The 21,428-nt window shown below is 62.1% G+C and carries 18 protein-coding genes; 4 read left to right on the plus strand and 14 right to left on the minus strand.

Annotation, left to right across the window (positions count from 1 at the left end):
* Positions 1–274: 274 nt before the first annotated feature.
* The 8 genes from D3260_RS12850 to D3260_RS12880 all read right to left on the minus strand — a co-directional run bounded on the left by D3260_RS12850 (position 275) and on the right by D3260_RS12880 (position 9,551).
* Entirely contained in the window at positions 275–1,018 is a 744-nt protein-coding gene (locus D3260_RS12850; RefSeq protein WP_120099013.1) for an abortive infection family protein, read from the minus strand.
* A gap of 84 nt (positions 1,019–1,102) precedes the next feature.
* On the minus strand, positions 1,103–2,041 hold the full coding sequence (locus tag D3260_RS17315; RefSeq protein WP_147418195.1) for a hypothetical protein: 939 nt from the start codon (positions 2,039–2,041) through the stop codon (positions 1,103–1,105).
* Between the two features lie 120 nt (positions 2,042–2,161).
* A complete protein-coding gene (locus D3260_RS12855; RefSeq protein WP_120099014.1) occupies positions 2,162–3,379 on the minus strand; it encodes a hypothetical protein in 1,218 nt (405 codons plus the stop codon).
* A gap of 1,148 nt (positions 3,380–4,527) precedes the next feature.
* A complete protein-coding gene (locus D3260_RS12860; protein ID WP_120099015.1) occupies positions 4,528–5,037 on the minus strand; it encodes a hypothetical protein in 510 nt (169 codons plus the stop codon).
* 452 nt (positions 5,038–5,489) lie between these two features.
* Positions 5,490–5,972, minus strand: a complete 483-nt coding sequence (locus tag D3260_RS12865; protein WP_120099016.1) for a hypothetical protein — start codon at positions 5,970–5,972, stop codon at positions 5,490–5,492.
* A 69-nt stretch (positions 5,973–6,041) separates the two neighbouring features.
* A complete protein-coding gene (locus D3260_RS12870) occupies positions 6,042–6,560 on the minus strand; it encodes a hypothetical protein (protein WP_120099017.1) in 519 nt (172 codons plus the stop codon).
* A 1,031-nt stretch (positions 6,561–7,591) separates the two neighbouring features.
* Positions 7,592–8,308, minus strand: a complete 717-nt coding sequence (lolD, locus tag D3260_RS12875; RefSeq protein WP_120099018.1) for a lipoprotein-releasing ABC transporter ATP-binding protein LolD — start codon at positions 8,306–8,308, stop codon at positions 7,592–7,594.
* Entirely contained in the window at positions 8,301–9,551 is a 1,251-nt protein-coding gene (locus tag D3260_RS12880) for a lipoprotein-releasing ABC transporter permease subunit (protein WP_120099019.1), read from the minus strand. Before D3260_RS12880 ends, lolD begins: the two co-directional genes overlap by 8 nt.
* Positions 9,552–9,595: 44 nt before the next feature.
* Here D3260_RS12880 and D3260_RS12885 point away from each other — a divergent pair, with 44 nt between their 5' ends.
* The 3 genes from D3260_RS12885 (at position 9,596) to mfd (ending at position 15,308) form a co-directional block, all read left to right on the plus strand.
* Positions 9,596–10,741 carry an agmatine/peptidylarginine deiminase gene (locus D3260_RS12885; RefSeq protein WP_233544070.1) on the plus strand — a complete coding sequence of 382 codons (1,146 nt, stop codon included), beginning with the start codon at positions 9,596–9,598 and terminating at the stop codon, positions 10,739–10,741.
* 51 nt (positions 10,742–10,792) lie between these two features.
* Positions 10,793–11,659 (plus strand): carbon-nitrogen hydrolase, encoded by an 867-nt coding sequence (locus tag D3260_RS12890; RefSeq protein WP_120099020.1) that lies wholly within the window; start codon positions 10,793–10,795, stop codon positions 11,657–11,659.
* A 154-nt stretch (positions 11,660–11,813) separates the two neighbouring features.
* Complete coding sequence (gene mfd, locus D3260_RS12895; RefSeq protein WP_120099021.1) at positions 11,814–15,308, plus strand: transcription-repair coupling factor; 3,495 nt, start codon at positions 11,814–11,816, stop codon at positions 15,306–15,308.
* 227 nt (positions 15,309–15,535) lie between these two features.
* On the opposite strand, the gene D3260_RS12905 is transcribed toward mfd, so the two are convergent.
* Positions 15,536–16,384 (minus strand): LysR family transcriptional regulator, encoded by an 849-nt coding sequence (locus D3260_RS12905; RefSeq protein ID WP_120099023.1) that lies wholly within the window; start codon positions 16,382–16,384, stop codon positions 15,536–15,538.
* A gap of 451 nt (positions 16,385–16,835) precedes the next feature.
* Between D3260_RS12905 and D3260_RS12910 the strand changes: the two genes are divergently transcribed.
* Positions 16,836–17,219: a hypothetical protein gene (locus D3260_RS12910; protein WP_199671500.1), complete on the plus strand. Its 384-nt coding sequence runs from the start codon at positions 16,836–16,838 to the stop codon at positions 17,217–17,219.
* A 100-nt stretch (positions 17,220–17,319) separates the two neighbouring features.
* Here D3260_RS12910 and D3260_RS12915 read toward each other — a convergent pair whose 3' ends face one another.
* Genes D3260_RS12915 through D3260_RS12935 form a run of 5 tightly spaced genes read right to left on the minus strand, consistent with a single transcriptional unit; the run spans position 17,320 to position 21,428 of the window.
* Positions 17,320–18,069 (minus strand): S-methyl-5'-thioinosine phosphorylase, encoded by a 750-nt coding sequence (locus tag D3260_RS12915; protein ID WP_120099024.1) that lies wholly within the window; start codon positions 18,067–18,069, stop codon positions 17,320–17,322.
* Positions 18,066–18,647 carry a hypoxanthine-guanine phosphoribosyltransferase gene (locus D3260_RS12920; RefSeq protein ID WP_120099025.1) on the minus strand — a complete coding sequence of 194 codons (582 nt, stop codon included), beginning with the start codon at positions 18,645–18,647 and terminating at the stop codon, positions 18,066–18,068. Before D3260_RS12920 ends, D3260_RS12915 begins: the two co-directional genes overlap by 4 nt.
* Positions 18,647–19,903: a mechanosensitive ion channel family protein gene (locus D3260_RS12925; protein ID WP_120099026.1), complete on the minus strand. Its 1,257-nt coding sequence runs from the start codon at positions 19,901–19,903 to the stop codon at positions 18,647–18,649. Before D3260_RS12925 ends, D3260_RS12920 begins: the two co-directional genes overlap by 1 nt.
* Positions 19,900–20,943, minus strand: a complete 1,044-nt coding sequence (gene nagZ, locus D3260_RS12930; protein ID WP_233544071.1) for a beta-N-acetylhexosaminidase — start codon at positions 20,941–20,943, stop codon at positions 19,900–19,902. The genes D3260_RS12925 and nagZ overlap by 4 nt, the downstream gene beginning before the upstream one ends.
* The gene (locus D3260_RS12935; RefSeq protein WP_120099027.1) at positions 20,940–21,428 is read right to left on the minus strand and encodes a CYTH domain-containing protein; all 489 of its coding nucleotides are present in this window, start codon (positions 21,426–21,428) and stop codon (positions 20,940–20,942) included. The genes nagZ and D3260_RS12935 overlap by 4 nt, the downstream gene beginning before the upstream one ends.

Consider the following 21,428-nt stretch of genomic DNA (forward strand, 5'->3'; position numbering starts at 1 on the left):
CCATGGCCGCATAACTTTGAACGATTAGTTCCCTCCCCCGGTTGCGTAGAGACGACAGCAGTTATGGCAGACGAGGTCGGACCCGCGTCGAGAAAGGCCGATAACAGTTCCGGCTATCAAAGCCGTTCAGCGATAGGCCCTCGGCGTGCGGATTCCATAAAGGCTCGGGCAGATGCCCATCAGAAGCCGGATATACGACCGCAACCGTTCTTCGGGCTGCCAGAACATCAATCGTCGACTCTACCTCTTGCGGGAGGCGTCCATATACGATTCGTTAGGTCTTGGCTTCATTCCTTGCTTCCCAGGTTCCTAGCAAGTAGGTGGCAAGAGCTCCTGCCAGATTTACTGCTAGCTCGGCGTGCCTCGGTGCCGGTTTAGTACCAACTTTACCTTTTCCATGTGCGTCACTGAGCCGATTACGCAATGATCCAAGCCCCTCGACCACAGATGTACACCCTCCCAAAATCTGCTTGAACACCTGCTCGGTGTGCTGCGAAGGCGCTAGATTCAGCACCTCCGCGGTTTGCTTGTATAGCTTTGGAAGTTCGGCGCCATCGTTATATTCGGCGCCAGCTTGATCAAGGATATGCTTACAGACCGACTCTATAAGAGTGCGGGCGGAAGTAATTGCACCCTCGGGATCGGTGGAACGCCGGTCCAATGCTTTAGACCAAGCAGCTTGAACGTGCCCAGCATCGAACCGACCTAGGACAGCCGAAACAGATCCGTCAGAAGGGGCGATAGTACTTCGCTCCAGTGCACCTAATAGCGGCTGAAACTCGCTCCAAATGAAGTCTCGTCGCTCTGCGTAGGTTCCGAATTTGTATTTTATAAACTGCCAGAATTGCGAAAGATTACGGTTCGTTCTCACGAACTGAGGAGCAAGCTCTTCGAGCGAAGAGTTGGCTATAACGGCCTGACGCAATCGGGCAAACTCCGCATTATCCTCACTTCCTCCAGTAGCGTGAGAAATGAGCAGGTTCTGGAGAGTTTCTGCCTGTTCGTACAGCTCGTCCACTATCAATACAACCTAACGCCCAAGCTCAGTTGCCGCCCAAAGCGCGGCAGCGCTTTGGGCGGCAACTGCAGTGCCCAGTTAGATTCACCACAGTGATCTTTGAGCATCCTCTTCAAGAGGCGTTACCCGCTTGATTATCAAAGTTGGTCGACGAGCTGTAACAAAACGCTTATCGCCTAAGCGAGAGACTTCCCCGTAAAGCAGACATCGTAAGAAGAGCACCGGTTTAAAGCGCACAATACTTCCCTCTTCTGGATAGCAATTAAGAACGTGGCCAGCGTATTCGAACCCCAATGAGTTTGTTGACGCATTACCACGTGTCAAGCGCCCTTCTAATTCCACTTCTTGACCATGCTCAAGCTCCGGAAATAAAAAGTCTCCTTCGTTATCAGGAGACTCCTCACCGACGAAAGCAGCCTTATCATTTAAATCGACTTGCTCTTCAATAACTTTACCGTTTTCGATTGTACCTACTATTAGCGTTCTTTCGCGCTCAACGACTTCCACAAGCTTGCGCAAAAGCCCAGGAGAAGCAGATAAATACCACTTAACATAAGTAGCCGGAAAGTATTCGAATTCGCCTCGTGAATTCCGTATCCCAATTTCAGTGTTGTCTTCTCGCCAACGGACGTTATCTAAATCCCATCCGCTTGTGCGGCGGGTATGCTTAACCAGACGCACAAGATGCCTTATAGCCTTCAGCGAACTTTGGAACACATCTTTAAACCCAACACCTCCAAAATCTCTCTCGGCCATCTTTTTTCCAGCAGTGCCGAAATATGCAGCGGCGAACATACTAGCGCCCGCGATAACGATCGCTTCCCAAGAGCCTTCTTCAACACGGACGGGCACCTCGTACGGAGATTTCGCAAGCTTTGATGATTGCTTAGCGTTAAAGAAACGGAGAGCGTCATCCAGTCCAGTAAGTGCTTGCCCCGCTTTTCCCGCATCTAGAATTCCCGGCAAAACCGACTCGCCTCGGTATTTTATGAAGCCTACCTCTTCGCCCTCGACTTCGGACATTTCTCTCCCCTAAATCCGACTTCCGTTTCCCATTGATCTAACGCCCAGGCTCAGTTGTGGCGGCGCAGCCGGCATCAACTGCAGCGACCTGTTGGGCTTTTTGGTAGCCGCCGCGAGATTCTATTCTTCCTGAAACCTTAGCAAGACTTCGATACACAACGTACCAGTCTCCAATGTTTTCTTTGCCCGCTCTACTAAGTAGTAATCAAATGCCATCAATGGGGTGATCGTCTCAGAACGCTCTGCGATCATTTCAGCAGCTTGGACAATCCGAAGTAGCTCGCCTATATCTAATATATGTACGAACCCACCGGTTTCTGCCATGAAGTTGCGTATAAATTCCCCGCCAAACGCTTCTTGGTCTTGAATGAGGTCCAATTCGGGAACTAACGCGATTGCGTGAGCCGGAGCCTCTCTTTGAACCTCTAGCTCCACCCCCTCCGAATCAGTGATCAGAACGTTACCGCGCAAAGACCTGATTGCGCCCTTAAGCTGCGATGTGGCTTTTTTCAAATGCTTAGAAACATCTTTCGCTAGCTTAGTTCGGCTAGGAAGAGCACTACGGCCGAATATCGTTAACGCCTTCGATTCGATCAGTATCGAACCGTATGCGTAACTCAGCAAGACATCAGTAAGCTCGCGAGTACCACCATCTTTAGGAATTTGCGGCGACAGGATGACGTGAAACGGATCAAGATTGTCGGTAAGCCAGATGGCAATCTGTTCTTGTTGACCGCCCTCATCGGCGTGAAAAAGTCCTACAGGGCTTGCGAAAGAGCGACTGGTAACATACGTGCTGTAAACCGCTTGCCATTCGGATGCTATGCAGAGCTCTAATACAAACGTATTTGGATCGCTGGCTGACTTACTGTCAAAGTGATTTAAAAACTCAACCGCGGCGGGCTTTATAGACTCGTAGTCTACGTCGCTTAATGTAGCCAATTCAGTTAGTCGTTCTGCGCCGTCGTTCGGCACGACCTGTCCATTCGCCCACGCAACATTGACCGCGAGCTCATTAAATAGGAATACTGGAAATTCACCAGTACGCGTTAGCTGCAACAAAGCTGCTTTTTCTCTCTCATTTTCAAGTATGGACCAAACTACACAGGGGTGCTGGTCATCATCTTTTATTTTTAGGGCATACAAGAATCGGTTGTCTTCGATCAGCGTAAGGATCAACTCCAGAGAGGCATGGAGGACAACGAGTTTAAGCGTAAGCGTACTAGCCTTTAATAATAGTGTTGCCTGTTTGTTATCGGCACCGTCAGCGTGCTCGAATCGGATCAGTTGCGGAGTAGCGAGGAACTCATCTCGGTAGTCTTGTGCTAATAGGTGCATATCACAAAATCGTTGACGGACTGGTAACGGCCCAATAACGCCTAAGCTCAGCCGCCGCCGGAGCGGCCGGAGGCCGCGGAGGGAACCCAAAACGCGCCAGCGTTTTGGGCGGTCGGCTGCAGCGACTCGTTGTACGTGAACTCCACTATTTGACGCTCCCCCGAACTTGCCTGCGGACCACGAAGCCCGACGCCCCGAAAGAAAGAATTGCCCGAACTCAAACTTACCGCGGATGATCGCTGACGGGAAGGCGCCGGCATGGATCGACGCCATTGAGCCCGGAGCTAGCGAGCAACGAGAAATACGGGCCAAGGCTCAGCTACTGGCTCGACTTCGCTAGCCGACGCAACAGCTGGACCACAACACAAACCCACCGCCGTACAACGCCGAAGCTCAGCCGCCGCCGGAGCAGCCGCAGGCTGCGGAGGGAACCCATAACGCGCCAGCGTTTTGGGCGGTCGGCTGCAGCGACTCGTTGTACGTGAACTCCACCATTTGACGCTCCCCCAGCTTGCCTGCGGACCACAAAGCCCGACGCGCCTAAAGTAAAGAATTGCCCGAACTCGAACTTACCGCGGATGCTTACTGATGGGAAGGCGCAGACATGGATCGACGGCCGCTGAGCCTGGAACTAGCGAGCAACGAGAAAGACGGGCCAAGGCTCGGCTACCAGCTCGCCTTCGCTAGCCGACGCAACAACTCGACCGCAACACAAACTAACCGCCGTACAACGCCTAAGCTCAGTTGCCGCCGGAGCAGCCGAAAGCTGCGAAGGGACCCCGAAGCGCGGCAGCGCTGTGGGCGGTCAACTGCAGCGACCCGTTGGACGTGAACTCCACTATTTGACGCTCCCCCAACTTCCCTGCGGACCACAAGGCACGACGCGCCGAAAGAAAGAATCCCCGAACTCGAACTTACCGCGGATGATCGCTGACGGGAAGGCGCCGACATGGATCGACGCCATTGAGCCCGGAGCTAGCGAGCAACGAGGAAGACGGGCCAAGGCTCAGCTACTGGCTCGACTTCGCTAGCCGACGCAACAGCTCGACCGCAACACAAACTAACCGCCGTACAACGCCGAAGCTCAGTTGCCGGCCGAAGCGCGACAGCGCTTTGGACGGTCAACTGCAGCGATTTGTTATGTAAACCTATCTCAAAGCAATTTGCCACGTAAATTCTTGACCGGCATTTCTAAGTTCGACGTCCCACCGCTTGCATATTTTTTTTGAGAAAAAAGGGAGCCTAAATTCGTACTTCAGTTTTAAAACGTAATCGCAAGAGCTTAGATTGGAGCCAGGTGGTACGCCAACGTGCGGACATGCCGGAAGTTCCATCCGTTCGCCGGCGGCTAGCTTTGCGGTTGGGATGCCGCAATCCGTAGCCGCCATATTCGACATGTTCATCCCGCCCATTACAAAATTCATTCGCTCTACGTCCGCAATTACTCGAAAAGCTGGAAGACGGCCAATATTCTCTACTTGAAGGCGGGACTCAAAGTTGAATTGCCCTTTATCCTTTATCTCGGCTATCGCCAGATTGGGTGGTAGCGCGTAGTAGGCCGTGACGAAGCCCATTAGCCCCAACAATGACGTTGCACCTAATATTTTGAGCAGAAAGAGGGAATATTCGATAAAGGTGCTTACGTACTCCTCTCCCATCACCGGGCTCCCGAGAATTCACAGCTAGCAATAATACATAACGCCGAAGCTCAGTTGCCGCCGGAGCGGCCGGAGGCCGCGGAGGGAACCCAAAACGCGCCAGCGTTTTGGGCGGTCGGCTGCAGCGACTCGTTGTAAGTGAACTCCACTATTTGACGCTCCCCCACCTTGCCTGCGGACCACGAAGCCCGACGCGCCGAAAGAAAGAATCCCCCCGCACTCGAACTTACCGCGGATGATCGCTGACGGGAAGGCGCCGGCATGGATCGATAGCCATTCAGCCCGGAACTAGCGAGCCACCAAAAAAGACGGGCCAAGGCCCAGCTACTGGCTCGACCTTGCTAGCCAATGCCAGAGTTCGACCACAACACAAACCCACCGCCGTACAACGCCGTAGCTCAGTTGCCGCCAGAAGCGCGCCAGCGCTTTCGGCGGTCAACCGCAGCGACCAGTTAGGCCTCCCGTGCTAGACGTTTGCATTCATTTAATACCTCTTTGAGGCAATCTTCGACTTCCATTGCGCGATAAGCGTAGGCCGTAGTCGCGTAAAAGTGGTCGCTCACATCGATTTCGACATCGCCGGTTGTTGTGAGAAGAGCCCGATGCGCCAACTCGTCGCGAAAGCTTTTAAGCTCTTTTATCTTCGGCGTAAGGGCGTTCTCGGGGCTTAGCTTTCTCAGCCGTTTGAGCAATATGCCCAGTGGGGCTTCTTCCAGCCCATCTGTCACTGTATTCCGAATCTGGTCGTCTCCCAGCGACGACGCAAGTAACGCAATGTACTTTTTCAGCCCAAACTCGAGGAGCTGAAATCGCCCAAGCGCTATCAAAACAACACCTTCATACTTTTCCCGAACCGACTCAGGACTATGAGACTCGGAAATTTTCTGATCAAGATAGCTCTCAAGGTCTTTTTTAAAATCTTCGTAATCTGCCATATCTAAATCTTTTTGGCCTAACGCTCAGCATCAGCGGCGGCGCGCAGCGCCGTCAGCTGCATGCTGTTGTTAGGTGGCATGTTCAGTGGACCAACGCCGCCATGCGTTTTGGAACCGGGCGACCACATCAGGAAGCACTCCTTTTTCGAGAGATAGGGTAGCGGCCGGATCGAGCGACACGAGTTCGCCTAGCAGACTAAAGAAAGCCTCGAGCTCATTTGAACCCCAGGCGGGCCCGATTCGGTAGTCGAGAGCTAGCTGCCCCGGGAACACGAAGACGCCCAGGTCGGGGACAGCAATGCCCCGGGACTGGATTCCACCGAGAACCACGTGAAACGCCTCGGCCTCGCCGGAGGCGACGAGCGCGGCGGCATTGGAGACAAAGTCCAGCGAGACTTCGGCGTCATGGGTCTTTGACCAGAAATAGGCCTTGTCGCTGACAACTCCAGCGGCTCGGCCACGAAGCAGCGCGTATCCGGCGACCGTGGCTGCTGAGTCCCGGTAGTCGACACGAATCTCGGGAAGCGAGCCGTCGTCGGTATCGAAGAGGTTGCGAAGCTCGTTCCAAAGCCACGGGGTCAAGTTCACGCCGCCTAACGCCGAAGCTCAGCCGCCGCCGGAGCGGCCGTAGGCCGCGGAGGGAACCCAAAGCGCGCCAGCGTTTTGGGCGGTCGGCTGCAGCGACTCGTTGTACGTGAGCTGCACCATTTGACGCTCCCCCCAACTTGCCAGCGGACCACAAAGCCCGACGCGCCGAAAGAAAGAATTCCCCCGAACTCGAACTTACCGCGGATGCTTACTGATGGGAAGGCGCCGACATGGATCGACGGCCACTGAGCCGGAAACTAGCGAGCAACGAGAAAGACGGGCCAAGGCTCGGCTACCGGCTCGCCTTCGCTAGCCGACGCAACAGCTCGACCACAACACAAACCAACCGCCGTACAACGCCAAGTATACGGCTGAAACTAGGTATAGCATTGCTGAGCTTTTTCGTATAGCAACACTGCCATACCGCCGTGCAAGGCACGGCAGCTGGCAGGCGTTAGCTAGATCGTTTGCGAGGGCAGCGGATTGTCTAAACCGCTTTTTGCGTCGACATAGCTCTGCGTTGGAGCGCCGTAAAACGGCATTTGGCCGCAGGTTACTCGGCTTGGGTGTGGTGTCGGTATTCGCGGACACTATGTTGGCGTGTCCGCAGGCCGCGTTCACGCGTGCCGCCTCGTGAGGGGCGCGATTTTGGCGCGTATTTTGACGCGTCTGGGCGGCGCAGTGTTCGCGGTTGGCAGGCTTTGCCGGCTCTTGTTTGGACGTGCCAGCCAGCTCGGAGGATGGCGGCCGCGCGGTTTACAGACGTTATTGTCTAACGACGGCGCCGGTTTCGAGTGGGCTGTCTGTCATGACATCGGGCCGGCCGAGCACACCAGGCCATCGGTGCTCGTGTTCTTCGCGCTATTGCGGTGCGGGGCCGAGCGGGTGACGGGCCATGCTGCCCTGACCGCCCGGCGTGGTCGGACCTGCGGCTTTGTTCGCATGAGGTCGGATGCCACTTTCGTCATCTATCGGCGAGCGTTTTACCCGCCGGTGAGGCAGCCGCTTGCGGCGGCACACGGGGCGGCCGCTCAGCCCGTCGTCAGTTCTTCGGCTTCGGCCGGCGCGAGATGGCCATCGGTCAGTGTCCAGATTTCGTCCATGCGCTGGGCAAGGCTTCGGTCGTGGGTGACCATGACGAGGCTGGTATCCAGCGATGAATTGAGCTCTAGCATCATGTCGAACACGCTGGCCGCCGTACGGTGGTCGAGATTGCCGGTCGGCTCGTCGGCCAGGATGCAGGCCGGGTTGCTCACCAGTGCCCGGGCCACGGCCGCCCGCTGGCGCTCGCCGCCGGATAGCTCGGTCGGCTTGTGATCCAGGCGTTGCCCTAACCCGACTTTTTTCAGCAATTCCCGCGCGCGTGACAGCGCCGGGCCGTTGGAACCACGCCGCAACAGCAGCGGCATGGCCACGTTCTCGACGGTGGTGAACTCGGGCAGCAGATGATGAAACTGGTAGATGAAGCCCATCTGTTCGTTACGCAGCCGGCCGCGTGCGGCGTCTGACAGCTGCGTCATGTCCTGGCCGGCGATGTGCACGGTACCTTCGGTCGGCACATCGAGCCCGCCCAGCAGATGCAGAAGGGTCGACTTGCCGGAGCCGGACGCGCCGATCACGGCGATGCGCGCGCCGGGCGGTACGTCCAGATTCACACCGGACAGCACCGTCACCGGTTCGCGAACTTCCGTGAACGTCTTGGTCAGCCCGCGTGCGGAAAGCACCAGTGGGGAGGACGAATCACTCATAGCGCAGCGCCTCTGCCGGCTGTACGCGGGCCGCACGCCAGGCCGGATACAGCGTCGAAAGGAATGCCAGCCCGAGCGCCAGCCCGGAGATGCGATAGACATCGGACCAGTGCAGCTCGCCCTTCAGCTGGCTGATGTAATAGACATCGGCGGAGAACAGATTGGTGTGCAGCACTTTCTCCACGAACGGGACGATGTGGACCATGTTCACCGATAAGAGGATACCCAGCACCACACCGATGGCCGTGCCGATCACGCCGATGAGCATGCCCTGAATCATGAAGATGGCCATGACGGACCGCGGCTTCATGCCGAGGGTACGCAGAATCGCGATATCGCCCTGCTTGTCGGTGACGACCATGACGAGCATCGAGACGATGTTGAACACCGCCACGGCAATGATCAGCGACAGGATGATGAACATCATCGTCTTTTCGGTCGCCACGGCGTGGAAGAAGTTTGCGTTCTGCTGGGTCCAGTCGGTCACGCGATAGCGATACGGCAACCACTGGGAGAGTTCCTGGCTGACCTGCGGCGCCTTGAACATGTCGTCCAGACGCAGCCGTACACCGGAAACGCCGCTGCCCATGTGATAGAGCGTCTGGGCGTCCTTCATGGACATCAGCGCCATGCCGCTGTCGTACTCGTACATGCCGACGGAGAATATGCCGCTGACGTGGAAACGTCGGAAACGCGGCACGATGCCCGCGGGAGTGACCGTGGCCTTGGGAATCAGCACATCGATATCGTCGCCGCGCCAGACCCCGAGCCGATTGGCCAGATCCTTGCCCAGCAGCATGTTGTAGGTCCCGCCCTTGAGCGAGTCGAACGAACCGGCGTCCATGTTCGACGCCACATCGGAGACGTTGGCTTCCAGTTTCGGGTCCACCCCGCGCAGCATCACGCCCGAGATCGCGCGACCGCTGCGGACCATGCCCTGGCCGGTGATGTAGGGCGCCGAGGCCACCACCTGCTTGGTGTGGTCGTCCACGTTTTTGCGCAGCTGCTGCCAGTCCTGGAGGTCGCCATTGGCCGACTGGACCTCGACGTGCGCGGCCATGCCCAGAATGCGGTCCCGCAGTTCGGACTGGAACCCGTTCATCACCGACAGCACCGTGATCAGCAGCATGACCGCCAGCGCGATGCCGCCCATCGATATCGATGAGATGAACGAGATAAAATGATTACGGCGCTTGGCGCGGGTGTAGCGCAGGCCGATGTAGAGTTCGAGCGGTCTAAACATGGCCGCGATTTAATCACACCGTCGCCACCGGGGACACGAACATTTTGCGCGCCGATCGCGCGCTGGGGAGCCGTCATGCCGATCCATGCGAGCGTGCGAACGCACCGCTCATCGTCTTTTCTGCGTCGATCGGGCTCACCGTGGCCAGCTTAGGCGCGCGCTTGTGGCCGGCAGAATGGGCACCGCAGGCCGCGACGCTGCTCGTCTGGCCGCGCTGGCGCGGTGACTGGGGCAACGGGCTGGATGCCGCTCGCGACACGGTGCAGGCGATGGCCAATGCGCTGGTTGCCTATCAGCCGGTCCTGCTCGTCGCCCCGGACAACGATGCCCGCTACGACATCGGCCAGCGTCAATCCGATGGCCGTCTGGCCCACGACGGCCTCGTGGTGGCCGACGTTGCCGCCGACGATATCTGGGCGCGCGACACCGGCCCCGTGACTGTCATGGCCGAGGGGCGGCGACATTTCGTGGATTTCCGCTTCGATGGCTGGGGCGGCAAATTCGCGGCCCGTGCAGACGATGAACTGTGCGCCCAGTTGCAGGCTGCCGGCTGGCTGGGGGCCGACCCGCTCGAGCACGTGGACCAGGTCCTTGAAGGCGGCAGTATCGAGACCAACGGGCAAGGCGTCATCCTGACGACGCGCCGCTGCCTGCTCGACGGCAAGCGTAACCCGGGCGCCACGCGCGAGGCGCTGGATGCCCTGCTCGCCGAACGGCTTGGCGCACACACCGTGCACTGGCTGGCGCACGGCGAGCTGATCGGCGACGACACGGACGGCCATATCGATACGTTGGTCCGCTTCGTCGATGTGGGTACGCTCGTGTATCAGGGGTGCGACCGGCCGGACGACGCACAGCATGACGCGCTCACTGCCATGGCCGACGAGCTGGCCACGCTGACCGATTCCGCTGGCACGCCCTATCGCCTAGTCGCGCTGCCCCTGCCCGCGGCCCAGTACGATCCGGAGGACGGCCATCGTCTGCCGGCCGGCTATGCCAATTTTCTTGTCGCGAACGGCTGTGTGCTGGTCCCGGCGTTCGATGATCCGGCCGATACGGAGGCAGCCCGCCTGATCGGGGAATGCTTCCCGGATCGACGTATCATTCCGATCGACAGCCGCGCTCTCATCCGCCAGCACGGCGGCCTGCACTGCGCCGCCATGCAGATCCCGGCTCTCACGGTCGCCTGAGCCGGCGGCGCGCATTCGATTAGCCGACGGCCCGTCTGGAGACGCTTGCCCATGAAGATCGCCATCGCCCAGTACGCCTGCCACGCTGACGCGCCGACGAATCTGGCCACGGCCGAACGCCATATTGCCGAGGCCGGTGCCGCCGGGGCGGCCTTGGTGCTGTTGCCGGAGCTGCACAACACGCCCTATTTCTGTCAGCGCGAGGATCCGGCCCGGTTCGCGCACGCCGAGCCCATCCCCGGCGCCTCGACGGCCCGGCTGGGCGATGCCGCGCGGGCGGCCGGCGTCGTCGTCGTCGCCTCGCTTTTCGAACGGCGCGCGGCCGGGCTGTATCACAACACGGCCGTGGTGCTCGATCGCGACGGCTCGATCGCCGGGCGTTATCGCAAGATGCATATCCCCGATGACCCGGAATACTACGAGAAGTATTACTTCACCCCCGGTGATCTGGGCTTCACGCCGATCGACACCAGCATCGGCCGGCTCGGCGTGCTGGTGTGCTGGGACCAGTGGTATCCGGAAGCCGCCCGCCTGATGGCACTGGCCGGGGCCGATCTGCTCGTCTATCCCTCGGCGATCGGCTATGACGACGCCACCGATGACGCCGCGGAACAACAACGACAGCTCGCCGCATGGCAAGGCGTCCAGCGGGGCCACGCGATCGCCAACGGCCTGTCGGTGATCACCTCCAACCGCGTGGGCACCGAAGGCGATGCCCCGACCGATATCCGGTTCTGGGGGCACAGTTTCGTCTTCGGCCCACAGGGCGAAACCATCGCGGAGGCCGGCGCGGACCCCGAATTGCTGCTCGCCGAAGTCGATCTGCATCGCACCGAGACCGTGCGCCGTATATGGCCGTTCCTGCGTGATCGCCGTATCGACGCCTTCGGCGATATCACCCGCCGCTTCCGCGACTGAACCGGTCGGCACAAGGTCGCGGCCGCGCGCCTGTTCGCCGCCGATCGCCGAGGGGGGCCGGCCGTCGGGGCGATACATATCACGCGGCTCGACCCGACACGGCAGTGTCGGGAACATCGCCACCCACCGGGACTGTGTAATAATCCGCGCCGCCATGGCAGCAACCGATACCGACATGTCGACCGTCACGCCGCTGGCCCCGCCGCGGCTCATTCCCGGCGAAGCTCGCCGCTGGCAGGGCCTGCCCGGTGCCGCGAGCGCCCTGACACTGGTCAACGCCGCGGGCCGGCACGATGGCCTGACCGTGGCCGTGGTCGCCGATGAACACCGCGCCTATCGTCTTGAAGAGGAGCTACGCTTCTTCGCCACGGACGATCTGGCCATTCACCATTTCCCGGACTGGGAAACGCTGGCCTACGACGTGTTTTCGCCGCACGCGGACATCGTCTCGCAGCGGCTCGGCCTGATGCTGGCCCTGCCCGACATGGGGCGCGGCATCATGATCGTGGCTGCCGATACTCTGTTGCAGCCTCTGCCGCCGCTGTCGTTCGTGCAGGGCCGGGCCATGGCGTTCGAGACCGGCCAGAGGCTGGATTTCCATGCCCTGCGCGAACGGCTGGAAGCCGCGGGTTATGCCGCCGTCTCGGAAGTGCGCGCCCACGGCGAGTTCGCGGTCCGCGGCGCGGTGATGGATCTGTTCCCCACGGGGGCGGGCGAGCCCTATCGTCTGGATCTGTTCGACGACGAGATCGAGACCATCCGCGCGTTCGACCCGGAAAGCCAGCGCTCGACGGAAAAGATCGAATCGATCCGCCTGTTGCCTGCCCGTGAATACCCGCTCGACGACGAGGCAATCCGCAGTTTCCGTGCACGCTATCGCCAGGCTTTCGACGGCGACCCCGGCGCGAGTGCCATTTATCGGGATGTCTCGCGCGGGGTGCCGCCGGGCGGCATCGAGTCCTATCTGTCGTTGTTCTTCGACGAAACGGCCGCGATGACCGATTACCTGCCCGCCTCGGCCTGCATCGTCGAGCTGGGCGATGTCGGGGGCGCTCTGGATACGGCCTGGCAAGGCATCGCCGAGCGCTACGAACAGCGCCAGGTCAATCCCGAGCGACCGATCCTGGCCCCGGATGAGGCGTTTGTCACACCGGCGCGCCTGCAGACTGCCTTCGACAATCATACCGCGGCCCGTATCGTCGACGATCAGGACGGCGATCTGGTCTTCGACGCTGCCCCGGTACCGCCGCTGGCCGGAGCCGACGTGGCCGCCACCGGCAACGCGCTGCGCGATTTCTTCGATGGCTTCGATGGCCGCGTGCTCATCACCGGCGACTCCGCCGGGCGACGCGAGGCGATGCGCGACTGGCTCACGCAGTTGGGCCTGGCGCCGGCCCGGGTCGAGAGCTGGGGCGCGTTCGTCGACCACAACAAGCGCATCGCCGTGAGCGCGGCCCCGCTGGAGGCCGGCTGTGTGCTCACCGGCGACGGCCTGGCGGTGATCGCCGAAAACCAGCTCACCGGCGCTCGGCCGCCGGCCAAACGACGGCGCCGGCGCGAGGTCCGCGACCCCGAGACCGCGATTCGCGAGCTGACCGATCTCGCCCCCGGTGCCCCGGTCGTCCATCAGGACAACGGCGTGGGCCGCTATCAGGGGCTGATCAAACTCGCCGCCGGCGGCGTCGAGAACGAATTCGTCATCATCGAGTACGCCGGTGGCGACCTGCTCTACGTACCGGTCGCCTCGCTGCATCTGGTGCATCGCTTCACCGGCGGCGATGCCGATACCGCACCGCTCCACAAGCTCGGCAACGATCGCTGGTCCAAGGCGCGCAAGAAGGCCGCCGAGAAAGCACGCGACACCGCGGCCGACCTACTGGAAATCCAGGCCAAGCGGGCGTCGCGCCAGGGCGTGGCCATGCAGCCGGACGAGACGGATTATGGCGCGTTCGCGGCCCAGTTCCCGTTCGAGGAAACGCCCGACCAGCAGCGCGCGATCGACGAGGTGATGGCCGATCTGTCGCGGGCCACGCCCATGGACCGCGTGGTCTGTGGCGATGTCGGTTTCGGCAAGACCGAAGTCGCGCTGCGCTCGGCCTTCGTGGCCGTCTCGTCGGGCTATCAGGTCGCCGTGCTCGTGCCGACCACCCTGCTCGCCCAGCAGCACTACCAGAGCTTTTCCGACCGCTTTGCCGACTGGCCGGTGCGTATCGGCGCGCTGTCACGCCTGCGGACCAGCAAACAGCGCGAGACGATGCTCACCGAAATGGCCGAGGGCAAGATCGACATCGTCATCGGCACCCACCGGCTGCTCGCCAAGGACGTGAAGTTCGAAAAGCTCGGCCTGCTGATCGTCGACGAGGAACATCGCTTCGGCGTCCGGCACAAGGAACGCATCAAGAGCCTGCGCGCGCAGGTGGACCTGCTCACGCTGACCGCCACGCCCATTCCGCGCACGCTCAACATGAGCCTGTCCGGCCTGCGGGATCTGTCGATCATCGCCACGCCGCCGGAATCGCGCCTGGCCATCGAGACCTTCGTCTCGCGCTACGACGGCGTACTGATTCAGGAAGCCGTGCGCCGCGAGATGCGTCGCGGCGGGCAGATCTATTACCTGCACAACAAGGTCAAGGACATCGAGCGCAAGGCGGCCGATCTCGCCGAGCTGCTGCCCGAAGCCCGGATCCGTATCGCCCACGGACAGATGCACGAGCGCGAGCTCGAAGACGTCATGCTCGATTTCTATCATCGACGCTTCGATATTCTGCTGTGCACGACGATCGTGGAATCCGGCATCGACGTGCCGAGCGCCAATACCATCATCATCGATCGGGCCGATACCTTCGGCCTGGCCCAGCTGCATCAGCTGCGCGGTCGCGTCGGGCGCTCGCATCACCGCGCGTATGCCTATCTGCTCACGCCGGAGGAATCGGCGATGACGGCCGATGCGCAGAAACGCCTCGATGCGCTGGCGTCGCTGCACGATCTGGGCGCCGGGTTCGCGCTGGCCACGCACGATCTGGAAATCCGCGGCGCGGGCGAGCTGCTCGGCGAAGGCCAGTCCGGTCAGATTCAGGAGATCGGCTTCGATCTGTATCGCCAGATGCTCGATCGCGCTGTCTCGGCCTACAAGCGCGGCGACGTGCCCGAGGCCGACGCCGACGAGCTGATGGGGGCCACCGAGGTGGAGCTGGGGGCGGCCGCCCTCCTGCCCGAAGACTATATTCCGGACGTGCACATGCGCCTGGTGCTCTACAAGCGCATCAGTGCCGCCAAGGACGCGGACGGCCTGCGGGCACTCAAGGTAGAGCTGATCGATCGGTTCGGGTTGTTGCCGGAACCGACCGAAACCCTGTTCGCCGCGACCGCGCTCAAACTCCAGGCCGCCCCGCTGACGCTGGCCAAGATCGAAGGCGGGCCCGATGTCGGCCGTCTGCATTTCGGGCGCGCGAGCAAGGTCGATCCGGGCACGCTGATCACCCTCGTGCAGGCCGATCCGAAAGCCTATCGACTCGAGGGTGATTCCAAGCTCGTCTTCTTCCGGGACATGCCGGACGTGGCCACCCGGGTCGAGCGGATCGCCGAGTTGCTGGAAAAACTGGGCGCGCCGCGTATCGCACAGACCGAACAGAAAACCGCCGAAGCCTGACAGGCCGGGCCGCAGTCAAACCGCGGTCGCGCCAGCCACGGCGCGATACCCGTCATATCGCGCAGCACTCGCGTGCCGGCTTATCGGCACGAGCCGCGTGGGTGTTTCGACGATGCGACGGCCATGCCGATACATCGGCGGGTGTCCGCCGACGGACGGTTGACGACAGCCATGCCACAGCGGCGGCCCGTTGATCGGCGCCGGCGCGATCAATGGGGGATGTCGCGCTATTGGAAGAATTGCTGCAATACCGTTCGCAGCGCCGCGACCGCCCGCGACTCGCCGCGACGCACCGGTTGCAGCACGAATGCCACATCGGGCATCGGCGGCAGTGCCAGGCGCGATGTCACATCGATCATGTCCGCGGTCATGGCCGAGCGATTCAGGCATGTGATACCCAGACCGGCCGCCACCGCGGCCTGAATACCGGCCACACCGGTCGCCTGGTGCCGCATCGTATACGCGATGCCGGCCGCCGAAAGGCGGTCGGTCACGTGACGATGCAGATGGCACGCATCGTCCAGCAACACGAGCGGCAGTGGCGCTGCCCCTGTCGTCTCATACATCGGTGAGGCCACCCAGGCGAGCGATTCCTGGCGCAGTCGTATCTCGTCGCCCGTGTCGGCGCCATCCGTGCCCGGTTCCGGCGCATCGCACAGCTGCATCGTCACGCCGATATCAAAGCCCGAATCGGCCGAGCGAATCGAGGCACTGTCGACGATCGAAATCCGCAGCCGCAGCGCCGGCAACAACGCCTGTATCCGCGCGAGCAGAGGCGCGATGGCCGCGGGGCGGAAATAATCCGTGATACCGAGATGGATTTCCTCGTCGATCTCGACGGCCGCGACATCCCGGCACGCCAGATCACTCAGCGCCAGCATCTCGCGGGCATGCGCGAGCAGCCGCTCGCCCGCGGCCGTCGGCACCACGCCACGCCGGTGACGGACCGCCAGCGAGACACCGAGCTGCGATTCGAGCTTCGCCAGTTGCTCGCTGACGGCCGACTGGGAGCAACAGAGTCTCTGCGACGCGCGCGAGATATTGCGCTCGCCGATGAGCACGACAAACGTACGCAACAGGCGCAGATCCAGGGGCTCGTTTCTAAGGAACCTCTGATCTATTCATCCACGGTCGCGTTTGAGTCCCCAAAGGCCACGATACAAGGCGCATGGCGCCGCGTCATAGCCACGCCATGATCCAGCCATGCAACGCCGTAGCGCGGCCTTTTGGGCCAAACCGCTTGGCGGCCGGGCTTTAGCGCGCGCCTGAGCGGCGTTGCCGCTCGCTCATTTGCATTCAGCAAACGGCGCTCGCGGCGTCTTGTCAGACGCGCGCAAAAGACACCGGCGCGACCGTGGATGAATAGATCAGAGGTTCCCTAATATCGGCATAGCCGATCGATGACATCGGTATTTCCTGCTTCAGCGATATCTCGGGCCATGTCACCCTACACGGACCGAATCCCGACGGAACATGCCGATGCCCGCGATTTCACTCACCTTGTCAGGTCAACCCGGCCCCGCCGAAATGCACGATCTCAGCGCCGAGATCACCGAGCTGACCTGTGCCGTACTCGACAAACGGATTGCCGAGACCCTGGTCATCGTGACCCCCGTGCCCCACACCCACTGGTTCATCGGCAAGCGATCGCTCGTCGAGCTCGGGCAGAATTCCTTCCGTCTGGAAGTCACGGTCAGCGACGAGACCAATACCCACGCCCAGAAGAAGGCGTTCCAGCGCGCGGCATACGATCTACTGGCCGCCCGTATCGGCAATGTCCATCTGCATGCCAACGTCCGGATCATCGATTGCCGGCCCGGCGCCTATGGCTACGGCGGCACGACACAGGCAGCGCGCATGGAGGCCGCCCCGGTTCCGGTTGCCGACCGGGCCGCCTGCGAGACGCCATGACACTGACTCGTCGTTATCGAAGACGCCGCTATGGCGCGACACGGTGCCCTATGGCTGTTTCAGCCGTGCGGAACGAGACAGCTCGGAGACGGATGCCGGCTCACAGCGCCGGCAAGACATCAGTCAACAGACCTTCGACATCGCCCATCGCGCGGGCGAGCGTGGCCTCGATCTCGGCATGGATGGCCAGCCCGCCGGTCCGTCCGGCGGCCTTGTTCACCACCACGGCACAACAGGCATAGGCCAGACCCGCCTCGCGCGCCAGACTGGCCTCCGGCATGCCCGTCATGCCGACGATGTCGCAGCCGTCGCGGGCCATGCGATCGATCTCCGCGGCGGTCTCCAGCCGTGGGCCCTGGGTGATGCCGTGGACCGCAGCCTCGGCCGGATCGAGATCCCGGGCCTGTGCTGCTTGGCGCAAGACCTGGCGCAACGGCTCGTCGTACGGGTCGGTGAAATCGATATGATCGAGCGTGCCGCGTGCCGGATCGTCGTGGAGGCTGTGAGCACGGCCCCAGCTGTAATCGATGATCTGATGCGGTATGACGATACGCCCCGGGGACATGGCTTCAGTGATGCCGCCGACCGCGGCGATCGCAATGACCTGGCGACAGCCGGCAGCGGCCAGGGCAGCGATATTCGCGCGATAATTGATCGCGTGTGGCGCGATCGCATGCCCCGGCCCGTGGCGCATGACGAAGACCACGTCGCGGCCGCTGTACCGGCCCCGGACCAGCGGCCCGGACGTCACGCCGAATTCGGTATCGACCGGGGCCGGCGGTGCCTGTTCGACGACACCGGCCAGCTCGGCGAGCGCCGTGCCGCCGATCACGCCGATCGGCGCGCTCACGCGGCCCCGCCGCTCTCGCGGCCGATGGCCCAGACGCCGGGCAACTGTCGGAAGTAGCCCTTGTAATCCATGCCGGCCCCGAAGACATAGCGATCGGCCACATGACAGCCGACATAATCGGCCTGCACGCCCGGCGCCCGCCGGTCGTGGTCCTTGAGCAGCAGCATGGCGGTGCTGACCGACGCCGCCCCCTGTGCCCGAATGGCATCGAGGATGGCCGCCAGTGTATGCCCCTCGTCGAGAATGTCGTCGACGATCAGCACGTGCCGATCGGCCAGACGCAGCCCGGGACTGACTTTCCAGACCAACTCGCCGCCCGCGGTTTCGCCGCGATAGCGGGTGGCGTGCAGATAATCCAGCTCGAAGGGAAAATCCAGCCGCTTGCCGAGTTCGACCGTGGCCTGCATGCCGCCGAGCATCACACAGATCAGCACCGGGTCCTTGTCGGCCAGATCCTGCGTGACCTGCTCGGCCAGACGATCGTAGGCCGCCGATATTTCCTCGGGGCTGATCACACAGTCGGCGCCGGCATAGATCGCCTTGGCCTCTTCATATCGTTTCGCGTCGAAACCGCTCATCATGATCCTTCTTCGCCGGGGTTGTCCGGGCCGACGGTGTCGTTGTCGTTCGATTGCTCGCGCGCGACGGCCCGGTTCCGCTCGGATTGTACCTTCTGCGAATCGATTTCTTCCTGGCCGCCCTCGGTCTCGTCGCCCTCGCCGCTCTGCTGCACCACCGCGAGCGCTTCGGGCACATGGATGACGTTGGTCGGCAGCGACAGCGCCCCGCCATACTCGCGCACCGTGTCCTGGACCTGCTGCAGCACGCTCTGCTTGATGGCCAGATACTCGGCCCAGTCGGTGGTCTTGGTATAGCAGTAGACCATCAGATCGAGCGAGGACGGCCCGAACGAATCCAGATAGGTGAGGATGACTTCGTTGGAATCGACCGTCTCGTCCGCGTCGAGCTTGCCGCGAATCGCCTCCACGATATCGGCCACCTGGGCGGCATCCTCGAACCGGATCGAGACCGTCTCGTTGATCTGACGATGCGTCATGCGCGACGGATTCTCCAGCGCCACGTTGGAGAACACGGCGTTGGGTACGTACAGCGGGCGTTTGTCGAAGCGCCGTAACGTCGTGGCACGCCAGCCGATCGACTCGACCACGCCTTCGATGTCGCGATCGGGCGAACGGATCCAGTCGCCGACCGAGAATGGGCGGTTCAGATACACGGTCACCCCGCCAAAGATATTGGCCAGCACATCGCGCGCGGCAAACCCGACGGCAATACCGCCGATGCCGGAAAACGCGAGCAGACTGCGCGGCGAGACGCCGAACTGCTCGAGCAGCGCGATGCCGGCCAGGATCAGCACCAGAATGCGGAACAGCTTGGCGAGTGCATCCGCACTGGTTGCATCCAGGTGATCGGTGGAGCGCGCGGTCCGGGCGAGCGCGTTCTTCTCGATACTGCGGATGAGCCGGAACGCGAACCAGACGATCGCCAGCGTGATGAGCACGCCGCGCACCGTCGAGACGTAGGGGTGCCAGAAATGCGAACCGTCGGTGGCGATCCGGATGGCCAGCGTGATGCCCCCGATCCAGATCAGGATCTGCAACGGCCCGTTGACGCTGCGATAGATCGCATCGTCCCAGAGATTACGGGTGGCCGTGACCTTGTCGTGCAGGATCCGCAGCGCGAAGCGCGTGATGAGATCGATGACCCCGGTCAGGACCATCAGACCGACCACGTCGATCAGCACACCCCATTCGCTCTGCAACGACAGATACTGGGAGACGAACGAGTCGTAGGTCTGGAGCAGATTGTCGATCACGGGGTGTTGAGCTCCTCGGCGAGTCGGCGGGCATCGGCCAGCCGCGTATCGTCGGCGGCCACGGCCCGCTCGCGATGTGCGGCGAGCCGCGCATTCAGGGCGACGCGTCGTGGCTGGCCGAGCGCGCGGCTGTCATGAACGGCATCGCGTGCGATCAGCGCACTCGCCCGGTCGTTGCATACGGGCAGATAGTCGCAGCCGGCCGTCAGCGCGGCGCGGCAACGGGTGGCATAGTCGCCGACCGCGGCCGGCCCGCCCATGCTCAGATCGTCGCAGAAGACACAGCCGGAGAATCCGAGCTCGCCGCGCAGCATATCGGCGATCCACACGGACGACAGACTGGCCGGCGTCGTATCCACCGCCGGGTAACGCACATGCGCCATCATCATCGAGGGGATATCCGCCGAGACCAGAGCGGCGAAAGGCGCCCAGTCCGCGGCCAGCGCCTCACGATCGCGGGTGTCCACCGGCAGCTCGGCGTGCGAGTCGGCGTGCACCCAGCCGTGGCCCGGGAAATGCTTGGCCGTGGCCGCACTCCCGCCGGCGGCAAGCCCCTCGGCATAGGCGGTCCCGAGGGCCGCGATCGCCGCCGGATCACGTGCCAGCGCGCGATGCCCGATCACCGTGGAATGCCCGTAATCGCGATCGAGCACCGGCGCGAGCGGCATATCGATGCCCACGTCCGCCAGCTCGAACGCCACGAGCCAGCCGAGCGTATGCGCCGCATCGCGGGCAGCGGCCGGGTCGCGTTCATGGCGCGCGCCGAGTGCTGCCATTGGCGGGATACGGGTGAACCCTTGAGTGAAACGCTGCACCCGGCCGCCTTCGTAGTCGGCGACGATCAACAGATTGGGGCGGGCGACACGCATGTCGGCCGTGAGCGCGGCGAGCTGCTCGCGGTCGGCGAAATTGCGTGCAAAGAGGATGACGCCACCTACCGTGGGGTCCGCGAGCAGCTCGCGATCGTCCGCGGTCAGGGACGTGCCGGCCACGTCGACCAGCAGCGGCCCCGGCGGATGTACCGCCTGATCGCCCGTCAAGAGCCGTTCCCGTCGGCTGCCCAATCGCGATACGGCGCGAATGCCAGGGCATGATTGTAGTAGCGCACATCGTCGGTGATTTCCGCCCCCAGCCAGTCCGGCCGGTCGAAGGCCTCATCCGCGGCCGACAGCTCGATCTCGGCGACCACCAACGGGGCGTTCGCCCCCTCGAACACATCGATTTCCCAGACATGGCCTGCGTGCGGCACCCAGTAGCGCGTCTTTTCGACCGGCTCGGTCAGACACAGGGCATCCAGCATGTGCCGGGCATCGGCCAACGGCACGGGATATTCGTATTCGGCGCGCGCGCTGCCGATCACCGCGGCCTTGATATTCAGGTTGGCCGCATCATCCTCGATACGCACACGCACCGAGGCGTTACCGTGGTCGTTGAAGTAGCCCTGGGCGAAACGGCCGCTGCGGCTGACCGCCTCACGCCAGTCATCGCTGCGGACGAGGAATTTGCGCTCGATCTCGATCGCCAC

Source organism: Salinisphaera sp. Q1T1-3, from assembly GCF_003602005.1.
GTDB lineage: Bacteria > Pseudomonadota > Gammaproteobacteria > Nevskiales > Salinisphaeraceae > Salinisphaera.